Raw genomic sequence first — 15,465 nt, forward strand, 5'->3', positions numbered from 1 at the left:
TATCAACAATGTATCTAGCCAAAACCCCTCTGTCCCTTCTATTGTTGCCTGTCTGTTATTTAGTAAGAAATTTACTATTTTAACTCTTTAATTAAATAGATTTGTAAACATACGAGCCTAACCGTTGGCTGTAATTAAAAAACTGAATGCAGGAAAAAATTATAGACTTTTTCGAGAATCAAAAATTCGCTCGAATTACACGAAAAATTGTGAAAGGATGGAAGCAAATAAGCCGAGGTTACATCGTTGACTTTTCACATGATTTTGTTGTCATCCAAGAATGTGATGATTTTAGACTTCTAGGTTTTAACATTCTACCAATTAAAGACTTTAAAAAAATCCGGTATAACAACAATGACAAATATTATGACAAAATAATGTTGTTAGAAAACGAAAAGAAAAATATCGGACTTAAAACCAAAGTGGATTTAAAAGATTGGAAAACAATATTCGAATCGTTGTTGGCTAATGAAAAAAATGTAGTAGTTGAGTGTGAAAATCCTAAAATCGGAAGTTTTACAATTGGACCAATTAAAAAAGTTACGAACAAAAGTGTGTTCATTCAATATTTCAATGCTACTGGACTATTAGACGAAAAGCCTACTAAAATTAAATTTAAAAATATAACAAAGGTCATGTTTGACGACAGATATATTGACATTTTTAGCAAGTACATTAGAGAACGTAAAAAATAAAAACTACAGCCAACACAGTGTATAATTCATTGCTTCTGATTTTCCTCACGGAAAATCCTCGCAACTTTATTATCTTAGTTTCTTAACACGAAAATCCTACGGATTTTCACGCAACGAAACTATACACAAACCGTTGTGCTTCATTATCAGAAACCACTAAACAATGATAAAATTCTTTAGAAAAATTAGGCAAAATTTACTGTTAGAAGGCAAAACAGGGAAATACCTAAAATATGCTATTGGAGAAATAGTACTTGTGGTTATTGGGATTTTGATTGCCCTACAAATTAATGATTGGAATGAAAATAGAATTAATCGTAGCAAAGAACAACAAATACTGCTACAACTTAAAAATGAATATAAAGAAAACTTAACGGAAATCGATAATAAAATCCTGATGCGAAATAACATGATTAACGCATCACATCGGATACTTTCCATCAAAGAAGAACTGATTGAAAACATCCCTGCTGACACTATAGCATTAGATTTATTAACTCTTAACAGTACTCCTACTTTTGACCCTGTAACAGGAACAACAAATGAAGTGTTATCATCTGGAAAATTATACATTTTAACCAACGACACTTTGAAAACTATGCTGACCAATTGGTCTGGTCAAGTAAACAGACTAACGGAATATGAACAAGATTTGCGCAATTATAGTATTAATCATTTTTTTCCCTACATAACCAACAATCATAATGTTAAACTATTATTTAACGGATTATGGCAATCAGATAAATTCAATTTTAAACATAAAGACAAGAGTATTGTAGTTAAGGAAATAATTGATGACGATGATATTGACGATTATTTTTTGACTATATCTGAACAATGTGTGATTACTAATGATGAAGCATCAATTGTTAGAAGGAATATAGAATCTATTTTGAACTTGATTGATGCCGAGCTTGATGAAAAATAACGAAAGCACAACAATGTATAACCGCAATTACGGCGGATTCGACTACCCTTCGTCTACGCTCAGGGCAAGCTAGAATCCATTTGGAATTAATAATGAAAGTGCCAAACCTAAAAACAAAGTAAAACAAACCGATAACTGATGGTTATATAAACTGTGGAAGAACTAATAAAATATAAAACAGAATTTCCTAAAAAATGGACTTTCCTTTGGTCTCCAGAAGAAGCAGAACAAATTCCAAATGAGCATAAGGACCAAATTCACTTTCTCAATGAAGAAGGAACTGAATTTGTGAAAAAATATTTGAACTGTTCTAAAATGTTAGGTCCGAATAATGACCCTAAATGGAATCCATTTTATAAAAACTATTTTAAATACATTAAATCAATTCCAATTGGAGGTGACTCAAATAAAGTAATAAAAAAATGGCTGTATGAATTGGAGATACCATTTAAAAAATATGTAATAGTTGACTTAGACAGAAGTGGACACGCAATTTTAATGACTTGGAAAATGGTAATTAAATATTGGGAAGGTCTTTTCTTTGTAGATGATATTGCAGTTTTTGACCAAAGCCTAAACTGGTGTTTGTATTTTTTTCACGAAGATTATCTCTACTTTGGAAAGGACAATACATTCGACAAAGAAGCTGAGTACGAAAAAACACTTTGGATTAATGAATTAAGAAATAAAAAAACGACATCAAAACAACGTAAATAAAATTTCACAATATGGATATAATGATCAATGATTTCTCGATAGGCCTATTTATATGGCAAGCTTTACTTCTATTATCAATAGGACTTTGGATTTATTGTTTGATTGATATTTTAAAAAATAAATTTGCTCAAAATGACAAATTAATTTGGGTTTTAGTAGTCATATTCATTCCATTATTAGGTTCGCTATTGTACCTATTTATTGGAAAAAACAAGAAAATTAAATTGAACTAATAAGAACCGCATTAAGCCAATACCCTTTAAAAATAATTACATGGTTCTAGCCTACTCAGAAAACATCCTGGATTTCAAAAAATAAAACCATAAACGAATCGTTGCCAGAAATAAATGAAAAAATATATCTGCCTTATTTTTTTACTTTTCGTAACGCCATTGTTCCATGGCCAAAACATTCCTGAAAATTTCACTTTTGTCGGCAACGTCCTGGGAGATACGACAGACTTAGGCAATGCCATATTTAAAGGAATATTGCCTCCAATACAAAACTCTAAAAATACCATCGAAATTAGATTTCTCATTGCCCCAGATATGAAAACGGATACACTCATCTCTCTTTATTATGATGAGAAATGGAATACAAAAAAATACATTCTTGATACCAATGAGGCATTAATGATGAAACATAACGATAGTAAGCAAGAGCTTTCTGAAATCTTTAGACAGTTAGTTGAGAATGACATTTTTAATCTACCGGATAACAGTTCTATCAATATTGCTCCCACCTATATAGATCTTGAAACAGGGGAAGTTCAGCAAAGTTTCACAACAGTTCTACACGCGACCACTTATATTGTACAATTTAAGGTGGGTGATAAGTATAGAACCTATGGTTTTAACAGTCCTGAAATTTATGCTAAATCACATCCAGAGATTATAGAATTTAAGAAGTATTTGAATATCTTGAAAATCATTCAAACTATTGAATAAAAACACTTCGATAACACTTGGATTATTCCATCGCTCACTCAAGCGCCGTTAAAAATAATTACCTTTATACTTACTTAAAAATTTAGACATGAACCATACCTTTTTAAGTATGACATTCATACTCTTAACCCATCTCCTTTTTGGGCAAGAGTTACCAGAAAAACTAAGCGAAACAGATTTTTCAATTGGTAAAACCATTACCATCAAATCAAACATATTAGAGGAGACCAGAGCATTAAATATATACTTGCCTTCAAGTTATTCAACAGAAAGTTTAAAAACATATCCCGTAATTTATTTGCTGGACGGCTCAAGAAATGAAGACTTTATACATGTTTCTGGAATTGTTCAATTTGGTTCTTTTTCCTGGATTAATATGGTCCCAGAATCCATTGTTGTTGGTATAGGAAATATAGATAGACAACGGGATTTCACATATCCATCTAAAAATAAACTAGACCAAAAGGAGTTTCCCTCCTCTGGACAATCGGAAAAATTTATAAGCTTTTTGGAACAAGAACTACAGCCCTATATTGATGCTACCTATCGAACTACTACCATGAAAACGATTATTGGTCAGTCATTAGGGGGCTTATTAGCAACCGAAATTCTATTTAAAAAACCATATCTTTTCGACAACTTTATTATTGTTAGCCCCAGTTTATGGTGGGACGACGAGAAGTTATTAGATAGACAACCCAAACCTTTTGATTCCAAAAAATCAATTTTTATTGCAGTAGGAAGAGAAGGAGAAATCATGGAGCGGACAGCAAAAGAACTGTTTGATCTACTTGAGAAGAATAGAAAACAACACACCTCTTTATTCTTTGATTTTTTGGACGACAAAACACATGGAGACGCTTTACATTTAGGAGTCTATCATGCATTTGAAAAAATATTTAAATCTCATAAGGAATAATAAAAGACTACTTTGCAAGTAATTACTGCTTGCTTGCTTAAAAAAATATGAAAACCATCGGCTGCAAAAAAACGACGTATAAAACCTTTATTTTTCTTTGGCTTCTGTTTTTACTAAGCTGTCAATCTCATATTACTACCCAAGAGCCAACTTCTACAATAGATATTCAAAGTGTTTCGGACACTTTGACACTTTTTGGACAAGGTATCATTTCAACTTCCCTTTATGAAAGGGACCTAGCCATAAATCAGCAAGGTGATGAAATTATTTATACCCTAGGCGATTATAAACAAACCAAAAGATGCTTGGTGCTTTTAAAGAAAGAAAATGGAAAGTGGCTGGAACCAAAAATGATGTCTATATCAGGAAAGTACCAAGATATTGAACCTTTTTACACCAATAACGGGAATACCTTGTACTTTGCTTCCAATAGACCCATTTACAATGATAGCACAAGGCATGATTACAACATTTGGTACAGTGATAAAATTGAAGGTTTATGGTCTGAACCGAAAGCCTTGGATTCCATAATCAACACCAGAGGAGATGAATTTTTTCCTTCCTTAAGTGATAAAGGAAATTTATTCTTTACTGCCACTAGAGAAGAAGGTGTAGGTCGTGAAGATATTTTTATGTCAGAATATGAGGCGGGAAATTTCAAAGCTCCCAAACCATTACCACTTGAAATAAACTCAGGCGCTTATGAATTCAATGCCTATATAAGTCCTAAGGAAGATCTTATTATATTTAGCTCCTATGGCAGAGACGATGACTTGGGTGGTGGTGATTTGTATATGAGTCGAAAAAATGAAGGTGGTATTTGGAGTCCATCAGAAAACATGGGGGAACTGATAAACTCTAACAAACTAGATTATTGCCCTTTTATTGATTGGGAAAACGGTAATTTCTATTTTACCAGTGAACGAATGGAAATTAATAACGAGGATCTAAAAAATGTCAAGGCAATAAAAGAACTTTCCCATAGTACCTTAAATGGTTTTGGTAACATTTATAAAATTGGGCTTGACAAAATAGATTAATATTTTTCAGATTCCTTTATCTATTCCAATCAATCTACTATTTCTTTACTAGGTATCAAAGGTATTTTATCATAAGGCCATTCCCCATCCACTATAGGAACCGTAACCAACTCCTCTGGATTAATGACGACATGTTTTATACGCATACGATGCCAAGTATAAACGATATGCACCAATCCATCAGACGTTTGTATCACCGCCGGATAAGCAAAATGTCTCTGTGGTGCATCCAAATAATCTAAAACCAAGGCGGCCTCCCAATGTTGTCCGTCCCTGGTAACAGCCAAGTTCATCACGCCCCGTCCCTTATGTCCCATTTTCTCTTGGTTTTTGGTGCTGTGGTTATAAACAAGTAACTGTCGCCCATCTTGAAGGGACACAGCATCAATACCCGAGTTATTATTGGGTAAACTTGTAGCTCGCATCTCAGACCAGCTAAGACCACCATCGTCACTCCAACTTTCTGCTATCACCGCATCATCCGTTGCGGTGCGTGCCAAAAGTTGAATACGTCCGTTTGGGTAGGTGAGCAAGGTGGGTTGGATTGCTTTGAGGTGTTCCGGATTATTGAGAGGACCTACAAAGTTCCATGTTTGACCGCCATCTAAACTGCGTTCAATATGCACTTGCCATCCCTCCTTTTCATGACTAGAACCTGAAAGAATGGTGCTATCTGCTAATTGTATGGGTTTGTTTTTGACCGGGCCTAATAGGGGCATTTTCAATTTAGTAGCCAAGGACCATGTTTTGCCAGAATCTTTAGATGTTTTGAATTCGCCCCACCATTCTGAAGGAGTTGGGCCTACCTTATAAAAAAGCATCAAAGGTCCGCCTTGAGGCTGAAATAATACAGGATACCAAGTTGGGTAGCGCGTTCCATCAGGTTGCACACCATCGGCCACACTAATTGGTAAGGACCATTCGCCACCTTTCGGTTTTCTAATGATGTAAATCTCAACATCAGAATGCCTTTCATGGGTGCCTCCAAAAAAAGTGGATAACAATGAGCCATCTTGTAATTCCACTAAACTTGCAGAATGACACTGAGGAAATGGAGCCTTCTCATACAAGAACTCCTCTAAAACAACTCCTGGCTTTGAAGCATAACTTTTAGAATCTTGAGCGCTAAGTGCATTGACGCCTATCAAAAATAGAACCAGGAAGACTTTTGGTTTGAATTGCTTCAAATACATGAATGATTATTTGACGGTTAATCCCTTTCGAGAACTTAAATGTACAAAAATAACAGACAGTGACTCTAGGTAGTATATTGTTGAGATGATGCCATCAAGAAACACGGATAAGTAGGGCATTGGTTTATGTGGGAATTATATGTAAATTGGAAGGAAAGAAACCCCTTCAAAAAACAAGCTAACCTAGTACATAACGATTTAATAAATATGAAGCACGTATCAATAGTCATAATACTCACAATGATATCTCATACTTCTTTTGGACAAAATATAAATGGGAAATGGATTTTGAAAGAGATGCACTCTGGCAATGGTCAAAAAGGCAACCCCGGTTTTCAGCTTTTGGACATCAACAATAACAGGGTGGACGTTTACACCGATTTTTCACTTCAGGCAAAAGCTACGACATTGAAAATGGATCAAGGCAATTTGTTGAACCAAGACAATGACAAAACCTCAACATATGAAATCGTCAGTGACAATCATTTAAAATGGTTCGTCCCCGGCAAAGTAAATGGAACCGAGGCTGTTTTTGAATGTGACTTTTACAGACTTGAACCGACCGTCACTACCTTGAAAAAGGAGGAAATAGAGAAACTGACTTTTGTCTTAATGGAAAACGGACGAGCATCAGAATTTATTTTTAATAAAGAACTTTGGGACCAAGAAAGATTGGAACGTTTTGAGAGAACAGAAGGCGAAAAGAAAATGATTGAACAAATAGACTCGACCTTTTTTGTATCCATGTATTATAATGGAAAAAGAAGTGGCTCAATTCCAATTAAAGAGGTTAATACCGAATATTTAAAACTCTATGCCATTCCCACTGGCCCAATGGAATTGACCGCATATCGAAAGGAATAAAATACTTTTCCAAACCCCTTACACTTGAACCTCTCCAGAAATCAACCATAAAACACTCTTTTACAGTATATTCCCAGTTTTATTTATTAAATTAGAAAACCAATCTATATAACCTTCCATATCCTAACCCTTTAAGGTGCTTTTTCTTATCAACACTAACTAATGCTATATTAACAATGGTAAGTTTCTTTATAATATGTTACCTGTTGGCGACACTTGGAATTGGGTTTTGGGCTTCCAGAAAAATAAAAACTTCTGGTGATTTTGCTCTTGCGGGGAAAAGTTTATCAACTTCGCTGGTAGGTGTCACCTTGTTCGCCACCTGGTTTGGAAGTAGTCAAATCATGGGAAATCCCGGTTATTTTATTGTAGATGGCTTTTCATCCTACATCACCCTGACCCTAACTGGAGGTATTTGCCTTTTCTTAGTAGGTACGTTTTATGCCAGGAAGTTGTACCGAATGCAAATTGTAACGATTAACGATTTTTTTAAGGTTAGGTATTCTAAAAATCTTGAAACGGCTTCTTCTCTGATAATGGTTTTTTCTTATCCACATTGGATTGCAGCCCAATTTGTAGCCCTGGCCTATTTGTTTCATGCCGTTATGGACATCCCTTTTAGTTATGGTATTTTATTAGGTGCTTCAATAGTGGTTTTTTATACTTACATAGGAGGTATGTGGGCAGTCGCCTATACCGATATGGTACAAAGCGTCATGATTTTGTTGGGATTGTTTATACTCCTCTTTGAAGTATTGCACAAAACAGAAGGTATCACACCTATTTTTGCAAACCAACCTAGTGCGTTTTTTGATTTATGTCCTCAAAAAGATTTAGATGCTTGGTCTGAATACATTGCTCTGATCCTTGCTTTTACGGCTGGTGCGATTCCCGTTCAAGAAATCTACCAACGTGTCTTTTCGGCTAAAAATGAAAAAGCGGCCCGCAACGGACTCTACCTAGGAGCGCTTCTAATGGTTATCATCCCCAGTATTCCCTTAATCATAGGGCTCGGAGGTGTTTACTTGTATCCTGAATTATCTACTAGCGGAAACAGTCAGGATATCATACCTTCCATGGTAAAACTAATGACAAGTATTCCCGTGCAAATTCTATTTTATGGCGCCATGATATCAGCGATTCTAAGTACCTCTAGCGGAGCCATGTTGGCACCGGCAACCGTAATCGCAGAAAACCTAATCAAACCTTATAAAAAGAACATTGCAGATAAAAAGCTACTACTTTACACCAGACTGAGTGTGATTTTGGTAGCGGCTATTTCCTGTTATTTTGCCTTTGACGATTCTGATATTGTAGGACTTGTGGCTGCTTCTCTCAGTCTTATTTTAGTGTGTCTTTTTGCTCCGCTTACTTTTGGCTTGTTTTGGAAAAAAGCCTCAACCATAGGAGCTTGGGCAGCCATCATCATTGGCGGTCTTACCTGGCTGTTTTGTTTCATTTATGAGACAAGAATAGATGCCACTATTTATGGAACCATATCAAGTTGTGTTAGCATGGTTGTAGTCAGTTTCATCTATCCTGACCAGACAAAATCACCAAAACAGAAAACTAATCAAGAACCTATATAAATGTTCCTATTTTTTAGCTTTTTAAATACTGAGCACTTTAAATTTATAACATTGTAAAGCGGCCCCATTACCAAATAAAAAAACCTTGATAGCCCAAGGTTTTTCTTTATTATTTTATCTCTTCTAAACCATCATTATTTTGGCTGTCTCAATAATTTATTGACGTCCTTAATCATTTTGATGGTAGAATGATCTGTAGCAAACACCGAATTTAATCCTTGAGGCTCTTGTGGTGGATCGGCTAGGAAATCGTCGCCCTTTAACCACTTGCCATTGGGGTTCCCATTGGCTTCGCCATAACCTGCAAATCCCCAAAAATTCAAGCCTGCCAAATGGCCATCTAAGGCTCTATTTTTAACTACTTGCTCTATCATGACTTGGTAATAAACATTCCTGTTGTCAATATTTGCCTCCTTAGAAGTGCTTTCCCCCTCTCTTGGAAAACCAAATTCTGATAGCACTATCGGCTTGTTTAACTTTTGGGCTACAAACATATGCTCATCTATATAATCCAAGGATTGTTTGATGGACTCTTGAGTACTTTCCTTTTCATTACTAACGTCATACCACTCCCAGTTTTTAGGCCACATGTGCATGGTTAAATAATCAATATCCTTGTTTTTGTGAACTCTTGTGTACATATCTATATCTTGCAAATAGCTCGCCTTTCCTTCTGCTCCAGTGGAAATCAAATGAACACTATCCAAAGATTCCATGAGTTCTACAGTAGTATTCACCCAATCTGTATAAGCGTTTTCATACCTTGCACTAACCATCACTCTTGGCTCATTAGCCAATTGCCAGGACATGATGGTATTATCATTGGTATATTTTAAACCAGTATAACTATTGGTTCTCGTCATGATAAACTCTACATGTTTGTAGTAAGCTTGCTTGCAAGGGTCACACTCGTGAAATTTCATGGTATAGGCCATATAATCTTGCCAAGTGTCTCTTGGATTGACTCTGGGATTGGGTATATCTCCATAACCATTCCATTGCAGGTACTCACTCATTCCGCCAGACCATATCCAATTGTTGGTTAGATACAAGACCGCATACATTTCACGCTTTTTCATTTCAGCTAATAAAAAATCTAGGCCATCCAACAGGTCTTCATTATACTTTCCTTGTTCTGGTTGTAAAGAAGGATCTACCCTAAAGTTTGAGCCCACACCTTCGGCTCCAGCCAATATCCTAAGATTATCAATCCCCGCCGATTTCATAAAATCCAATTCTTTAATGAGACGTTCCCTATCACCTGAATGGGCTGCTCCCAACAAAGGCCCATACCAATAATTGGTCCCTAAGAAATAATAGGGATGATCGCCTTTAAAAAAGCGTCCGTCTTTAACAGAAATCAAGGGTACATCTTCTGCTTTTTCAGGTTGTTTATCAGCTTCCTTTTTACAGGAAAATAGCATAAGAGTAAGTGCAGTCGTAGCAAATAATGAATACTTAAAAAATGATTTCAAACCGGTGGTTGTTTTTTTGTTAGTCATGAGGTAAATGTAATTATTTTTACAAAAAGCCAAATGAAGAGAGAATATAAAAAAAGCCTCCATTTGAGGAGACCTACGATATTTCAAATAAAACACATCTGAGTATCAGACGGAAGACATAGTCCTTAATAGACATGGCATTAAATTTAAAACTCAAACTTGTAGAATTTTATTAATCATTGTTTAAATTATGATTCTTTTAAAAATCCTATCTTTCTAGAATAGGACAACTAATTTTTAATAAGATGCATCCAGATATTCATTCTTATAATCAATCCAAATCCAGTCCAGAAAAAGAAATCTGTCAATTGTTAGCTGAAAGGATAGATACTTCTTTAACAGAAGCTAAAAGTAAAATTTGGCATGCACACCCTGTCTGGTTTATCGATGGCAATCCTATTGTAGGTTATAGCCAGTTAAAGGCGGGCATCCGATTGATGTTTTGGAGCGGCGCTAGTTTTGCGGAACCAAGTCTGCCTGACAAAGGCAAAAAATTTAAAGATGCTTCCATCACCTATTCACTGCCTCAGGACATTGTTTGGGAAGATTTCGATCATTGGATTGAGCAATCCAAAATCATTCAGTGGGATTATAAAAACATTGTAAAACGCAAAGGTAAACTTGAACGCCTAAAATAATTCATATGGAAAAAATAACCATTCAAACCGCCATCCCTTCCGATTTAAAAACGGTTTGGGAAGCATATACAAGTCCTGAGCATATTGTCAACTGGAATTTTGCCTCAGATGATTGGTGCTGTCCGGAAGCTAAAAATGACCTAAAAATAGGTGGCACTTATTTCGCAAGAATGGAAGCAAAAGATGGTAGTTTTGGCTTTGACTTTAAGGCCATTTATTCCCATGTCGATCTGCAGTCATCTCTAACTTATAAATTGGAAGATGGTCGTGACGTAAAAACATCGTTTGAAAGAGATTCTCAAGGTGTCATTGTCACCACTGTTTTTGATCCGGAAAGCCAAAATCCTATCGATATGCAACGAGATGGTTGGGAAGCCATTTTAAATCAATTTAAATCTTATGTCTCCAGTTTGAAAGGGTAGCCTGATCAATAATGAACTCAACATTTCATTAAAAACCCTATCTTGCCTTATAGAATAACTAACTAAAAAAAGATGAATCCGAAACTTAGAAATGTATTAGCCGTCATAGCCGGATGGTTTGTAGGAAGCATTGTCAACATGGGACTAGTAAGCACAGGCCACGGTGTTTACCCCATTCCAGGAATTGATCCCAATGATATGGAAGCCTTGGCAGAGATAATGCCTACCCTGGAGTCTAAATATTTTCTATTCCCATTTTTAGCCCATGCTATTGGGACTTTGGTTGGAGCCTTTGTTACTGCCCTAATTGCTCAAGGAAACAAGTTGAGATTGGCCATGATAGTTGGAGCCTTGTTTTTTATTGGTGGTATTCTTGTCAATTTTATGATAATGGGACCTATGTGGTTTACGGCAACCGATTTATTATTAGCTTATTTCCCTATGGCTTGGTTGGGTGGAAAAATAGGTATCGCCATTTCAAGAAAAAAGATCGCTTAAGTTTTGTTAACGCATATTCACCCCAAACTTCCTATGAGGTCTAAGGAAAAAACCAAAACTTTCTATGTGGAAGGTCTAGGTTTTAAACCCATAGGAAAATACGATTATCCAGGTTACTTAATGCTTGAAAAGAATCTCATTGAAATTCATTTCTTTGAATTCGCAACATTGAATCCCAAGGAAAATTATGGACAAGTCTATATTCGCGTTAAAGATATTGATATCTTTTATAATGATCTACTTCAGAAGAATATAAACATTCACCCAAATGGAAACCTGGAAATCAAACCATGGGGGCAAAAGGAGTTTTCCTTATTGGATCCAGATTCCAATTTATTAACCTTCGGAGAAGCCATTTAAATGATTTTTTTTCAAAACTATTTGCCCGTTATTTCATTTAATCGTAATATTGCAATAAAGCAATAACTAATGGGTATTACCAAAACAGAAATATTTACCGAAGAACAAAACACCTTAGCTCAGTTTGCCAAAGCAATTGGGCATCCTGCCCGCGTAGCCATTCTTCAATACCTTTTCAAACTCAACGCTTGTGTTTGTGGCGATTTGGTTGAGGAAATTGGATTGGCTCAACCTACTATTTCCCAACATTTAAAAGAATTGAAAAATGTAGGCCTTATCAAAGGTAATGTAGAAGGCACCAGCGTTTGCTATTGCATAGACATGGATCAATGGCAAAAAATGGCTCATATAATGACACATTTTTTAAACCAAGAGCTACCCAAAACAAATTGTTGCTAAAAAAATTTAATCCCTTTCATCGTATTATTGCAATTAATCTTAAAACAGATGACATTAAATCAAGTAAAAACAGCTTTAGAACATTTAGAAACCCTTGCCTTCCAATTACCAAATGGAGAATTGGTTCCTAGTCATTTTCACGTAACTGAAATAGGAAAAATCGCCAAACACTTTATTGATTGTGGCGGAACCGTGAGAAATGAAACCGTAGTGAATTTCCAACTTTGGAATGCGAACGATTATGATCACCGACTACACCCTGAAAAACTGGTACACATCATTCAATTATCAGAAAAAGCCTTGGGCATAGAGGATTGGGAAGTTGAAGTCGAATATCAAGGAGAAACCATCCAAAAATTCGGATTGGACTTTGATGGGACGCGCTTTTTGTTAACTACCAAGCAAACAGATTGTTTGGCCAAGGACAAATGTGGCATTCCTGCTCCGGCTTCCAAACCCAAAATCAAACTTTCAGAATTACAAAGTAGCTCTTGTTGCGAACCCGGTTCTGGCTGTTGTTAAACCATATTCATGAATTTTCGTTCCATTGACAAGCATAATTATCCGCAGGTAGCAGACATTTACCAAATGGGCATCCTAACAGGAATAGCTACTTTTGAAACAGAAGTTCCATCCTATGAACTTTGGGATAGCAAACACTTGCCATTTTGCAGGCTCACCTTAAATCAAGGAGATCAAGTTATTGGGTGGGCCGCATTATCAGCAGTTTCCTCCCGAGAAGTTTATCGTGGTGTAGCTGAAGTGAGTATTTACGTGCATCCTGATTTCCAAGGAAATCATGCGGGAACCCAATTACTAAACCATATCATTTCTGAAAGCGAAACGCACCATATTTGGACCCTACAATGCGGAATTATGGAAGAGAACAAAGCTAGCATAGCATTGCATAAAAAATGTGGTTTCCGGGAAATAGGTTTCAGAGAGCGCATAGGCTGCCTTCATGGCCAATGGAAAAACAATATCATTTTTGAAAGACGAAGTCCTAAAACAGGCATTTAATTTACCAACAATGAATTTAAAACTCAACCAATACATTGAATCCATAGGTAACCAAGAAATTTTGGAAAACCGTAAACAAATTCTTCAACCTTTAATTGATTACATTCAAGAAAAACTGAACAAGAAGCAACCTGTAAGGCTGAACTTGATTTGCACACACAATTCTAGAAGAAGTCATTTATCACAAGTTTGGGCCCAGACTATGGCTCATTACTTCCAAATTCCAAATGTTTCCTGTTATTCTGGTGGAACAGAGGCTACGGCACTTTTTTCCATGATTGCAAAAACACTTGAAAATACGGGATTTGACATCTTAAAATTATCTGAGGAACCCAATCCTGTTTACAGTATTAAGTTTGATAAAAACGAACCTGCTATTATTGGGTTTTCTAAAAAAATGGACGATCCTTTTAATCCATCTTCCATGTTTGCAGCCATTATGACCTGCTCCCAAGCAGATGAAGGCTGTCCTTTTGTTCCTGGTGCCGAAGCACGAATTCCAGTAACGTTTGAAGATCCCAAGGCATTTGACAACACACCACAACAGGCCGAAAAGTATCAAGAAAGATGCGATCAAATTGCTTCTGAATTTTATTTTGTATTCTCCCAAATAACTAAGAACTAATGGCAATCAAAAAACTTAATTTTCTAGATAAGAATCTGACACTTTGGATCTTTTTAGCCATGGCTGTTGGGGTTGGTTTGGGATATCTCCTACCTTCCATTCCAGATACCATTCAATCCTTCAGTAGTGGGACCACCAATATTCCAATTGCCATCGGACTCATTTTAATGATGTATCCACCTTTGGCTAAGGTTAACTACGCCTTGTTACCTAAGGTTTTTAAAAATGTAAAAATTTTGTCCATATCCCTTATTCTGAATTGGATTATTGGCCCGGTGTTGATGTTTGTTTTGGCTCTTATTTTTTTACAAGACGAACCAGAATATATGGTCGGCCTTATTTTAATCGGTTTAGCTAGGTGTATTGCCATGGTTTTGGTGTGGAATGATTTAGCCGAAGGAAGTAGTGAGTATGGCGCAGGTTTGGTGGCTTTAAACAGCATCTTTCAGGTGTTTGCCTATAGTTTTTATGCTTGGATCTTCATTACCGTTCTCCCACCATACTTTGGATTTGAGGGTGCCATCGTAGACATTTCAATTGGAACTATCGCTGAAAGTGTTGCTATTTATTTGGGTATTCCTTTTGTCATGGGCTTCTTAAGCAGAATCGTCTTGGTAAACATGAAGGGTGAGGATTGGTATCAAAACACCTTTATCCCTACCATTTCGCCAATAACCTTAATTGCGCTTCTATTTACCATCGTGGTTATGTTCTCACTTAAAGGGGAGTTGATTGTTGAAATTCCGTTGGATGTGGTTAAAATTGCCATTCCTCTATTAATCTATTTTGCCATCATGTTTATCATTGGCTTCTTTTTTACTAAAGCGATGGGAGGCACTTATGATAAGACCGCATCAGTAGCCTTTACGGCAGCTGGAAACAATTTTGAATTGGCCATTGCAGTGGCTATTGCCGTTTTCGGACTCAATTCTGGGCAAGCTTTTGCCGGAGTCATCGGCCCCCTAGTTGAAGTTCCAGCTCTCATCTTATTGGTGAAGGTTTCCTTCTGGCTTAAAAGAAAATATTTCGCCTAAGACCTTTACTATTTTTTAAGTATTTCCCTTATCATTAATTAATTTTAATCTGATAAGGGGAATATTTGGCAATCC

Annotated in this window: 20 protein-coding genes; 18 read left to right on the plus strand and 2 right to left on the minus strand. The window is 36.2% G+C overall.

All coding sequences use genetic code 11. From position 1 onward, the window contains the following. Nucleotides 1-146 precede the first annotated feature (146 nt). From LOK78_RS07285 to LOK78_RS07315, 7 genes are all read left to right on the plus strand, one after another. On the plus strand, nucleotides 147-695 hold the full coding sequence (locus tag LOK78_RS07285) for a hypothetical protein (protein ID WP_232634480.1): 549 nt from the start codon (nucleotides 147-149) through the stop codon (nucleotides 693-695). 163 nt (nucleotides 696-858) lie between these two features. Continuing rightward, nucleotides 859-1,623 carry a DUF6090 family protein gene (locus LOK78_RS07290; protein ID WP_232634481.1) on the plus strand — a complete coding sequence of 255 codons (765 nt, stop codon included), beginning with the start codon at nucleotides 859-861 and terminating at the stop codon, nucleotides 1,621-1,623. A 153-nt stretch (nucleotides 1,624-1,776) separates the two neighbouring features. Further along, complete coding sequence (locus LOK78_RS07295) at nucleotides 1,777-2,340, plus strand: hypothetical protein (protein WP_232634482.1); 564 nt, start codon at nucleotides 1,777-1,779, stop codon at nucleotides 2,338-2,340. Between the two features lie 20 nt (nucleotides 2,341-2,360). Next, nucleotides 2,361-2,573, plus strand: a complete 213-nt coding sequence (locus tag LOK78_RS07300; RefSeq protein WP_232634649.1) for a PLDc N-terminal domain-containing protein — start codon at nucleotides 2,361-2,363, stop codon at nucleotides 2,571-2,573. Between the two features lie 114 nt (nucleotides 2,574-2,687). Next, entirely contained in the window at nucleotides 2,688-3,287 is a 600-nt protein-coding gene (locus LOK78_RS07305; protein WP_232634483.1) for a hypothetical protein, read from the plus strand. 88 nt (nucleotides 3,288-3,375) lie between these two features. Next, complete coding sequence (locus LOK78_RS07310; RefSeq protein WP_232634484.1) at nucleotides 3,376-4,206, plus strand: alpha/beta hydrolase; 831 nt, start codon at nucleotides 3,376-3,378, stop codon at nucleotides 4,204-4,206. Nucleotides 4,207-4,253: 47 nt separating this feature from the next. Beyond that, entirely contained in the window at nucleotides 4,254-5,246 is a 993-nt protein-coding gene (locus tag LOK78_RS07315) for a TolB-like translocation protein (protein WP_232634485.1), read from the plus strand. A 29-nt stretch (nucleotides 5,247-5,275) separates the two neighbouring features. Here the strand turns inward: LOK78_RS07315 and LOK78_RS07320 are convergent, their stop codons facing one another. Further along, entirely contained in the window at nucleotides 5,276-6,439 is a 1,164-nt protein-coding gene (locus LOK78_RS07320) for a sialidase family protein (protein ID WP_232634486.1), read from the minus strand. A gap of 240 nt (nucleotides 6,440-6,679) precedes the next feature. On the opposite strand from LOK78_RS07320, the gene LOK78_RS07325 reads away from it, so the two are divergent. Both LOK78_RS07325 and LOK78_RS07330 read left to right on the plus strand, forming a co-directional pair. Further along, nucleotides 6,680-7,303, plus strand: a complete 624-nt coding sequence (locus LOK78_RS07325) for a hypothetical protein (protein ID WP_232634487.1) — start codon at nucleotides 6,680-6,682, stop codon at nucleotides 7,301-7,303. 206 nt (nucleotides 7,304-7,509) lie between these two features. After that, on the plus strand, nucleotides 7,510-8,892 hold the full coding sequence (locus tag LOK78_RS07330; protein WP_232634488.1) for a high affinity choline transporter 1: 1,383 nt from the start codon (nucleotides 7,510-7,512) through the stop codon (nucleotides 8,890-8,892). 134 nt (nucleotides 8,893-9,026) lie between these two features. Here LOK78_RS07330 and LOK78_RS07335 read toward each other — a convergent pair whose 3' ends face one another. Beyond that, on the minus strand, nucleotides 9,027-10,394 hold the full coding sequence (locus LOK78_RS07335) for a glycoside hydrolase 5 family protein (protein WP_232634489.1): 1,368 nt from the start codon (nucleotides 10,392-10,394) through the stop codon (nucleotides 9,027-9,029). Between the two features lie 245 nt (nucleotides 10,395-10,639). Between LOK78_RS07335 and LOK78_RS07340 the strand changes: the two genes are divergently transcribed. The 9 genes from LOK78_RS07340 (at nucleotide 10,640) to arsB (ending at nucleotide 15,390) form a co-directional block, all read left to right on the plus strand. Further along, nucleotides 10,640-11,032, plus strand: a complete 393-nt coding sequence (locus LOK78_RS07340; protein ID WP_232634490.1) for a DUF1801 domain-containing protein — start codon at nucleotides 10,640-10,642, stop codon at nucleotides 11,030-11,032. Between the two features lie 5 nt (nucleotides 11,033-11,037). Beyond that, a complete protein-coding gene (locus LOK78_RS07345; RefSeq protein ID WP_232634491.1) occupies nucleotides 11,038-11,454 on the plus strand; it encodes an SRPBCC domain-containing protein in 417 nt (138 codons plus the stop codon). Nucleotides 11,455-11,526: 72 nt separating this feature from the next. Continuing rightward, the gene (locus tag LOK78_RS07350; RefSeq protein ID WP_166962314.1) at nucleotides 11,527-11,952 is read left to right on the plus strand and encodes a hypothetical protein; all 426 of its coding nucleotides are present in this window, start codon (nucleotides 11,527-11,529) and stop codon (nucleotides 11,950-11,952) included. Nucleotides 11,953-11,955: 3 nt separating this feature from the next. Further along, nucleotides 11,956-12,312, plus strand: a complete 357-nt coding sequence (locus LOK78_RS07355; protein WP_232395782.1) for a bleomycin resistance protein — start codon at nucleotides 11,956-11,958, stop codon at nucleotides 12,310-12,312. Nucleotides 12,313-12,381: 69 nt separating this feature from the next. Then, nucleotides 12,382-12,711 carry an ArsR/SmtB family transcription factor gene (locus LOK78_RS07360; RefSeq protein ID WP_232395781.1) on the plus strand — a complete coding sequence of 110 codons (330 nt, stop codon included), beginning with the start codon at nucleotides 12,382-12,384 and terminating at the stop codon, nucleotides 12,709-12,711. 48 nt (nucleotides 12,712-12,759) lie between these two features. After that, complete coding sequence (locus LOK78_RS07365; protein ID WP_232395780.1) at nucleotides 12,760-13,233, plus strand: DUF6428 family protein; 474 nt, start codon at nucleotides 12,760-12,762, stop codon at nucleotides 13,231-13,233. A 9-nt stretch (nucleotides 13,234-13,242) separates the two neighbouring features. Beyond that, complete coding sequence (locus LOK78_RS07370; protein WP_232634492.1) at nucleotides 13,243-13,731, plus strand: GNAT family N-acetyltransferase; 489 nt, start codon at nucleotides 13,243-13,245, stop codon at nucleotides 13,729-13,731. 10 nt (nucleotides 13,732-13,741) lie between these two features. Next, nucleotides 13,742-14,356, plus strand: coding sequence for an arsenate-mycothiol transferase ArsC (locus LOK78_RS07375; protein ID WP_232395778.1), 615 nt, complete (start codon nucleotides 13,742-13,744; stop codon nucleotides 14,354-14,356). Then, nucleotides 14,356-15,390 carry an ACR3 family arsenite efflux transporter gene (arsB, locus tag LOK78_RS07380; RefSeq protein ID WP_232395777.1) on the plus strand — a complete coding sequence of 345 codons (1,035 nt, stop codon included), beginning with the start codon at nucleotides 14,356-14,358 and terminating at the stop codon, nucleotides 15,388-15,390. The genes LOK78_RS07375 and arsB overlap by 1 nt, the downstream gene beginning before the upstream one ends. The last annotated feature ends 75 nt before the right edge of the window (nucleotides 15,391-15,465 follow it).

Origin of the sequence: Mangrovimonas futianensis (assembly GCF_021245805.1) — a bacterium.
In the GTDB taxonomy this organism is placed as follows: domain Bacteria; phylum Bacteroidota; class Bacteroidia; order Flavobacteriales; family Flavobacteriaceae; genus Mangrovimonas; species Mangrovimonas futianensis.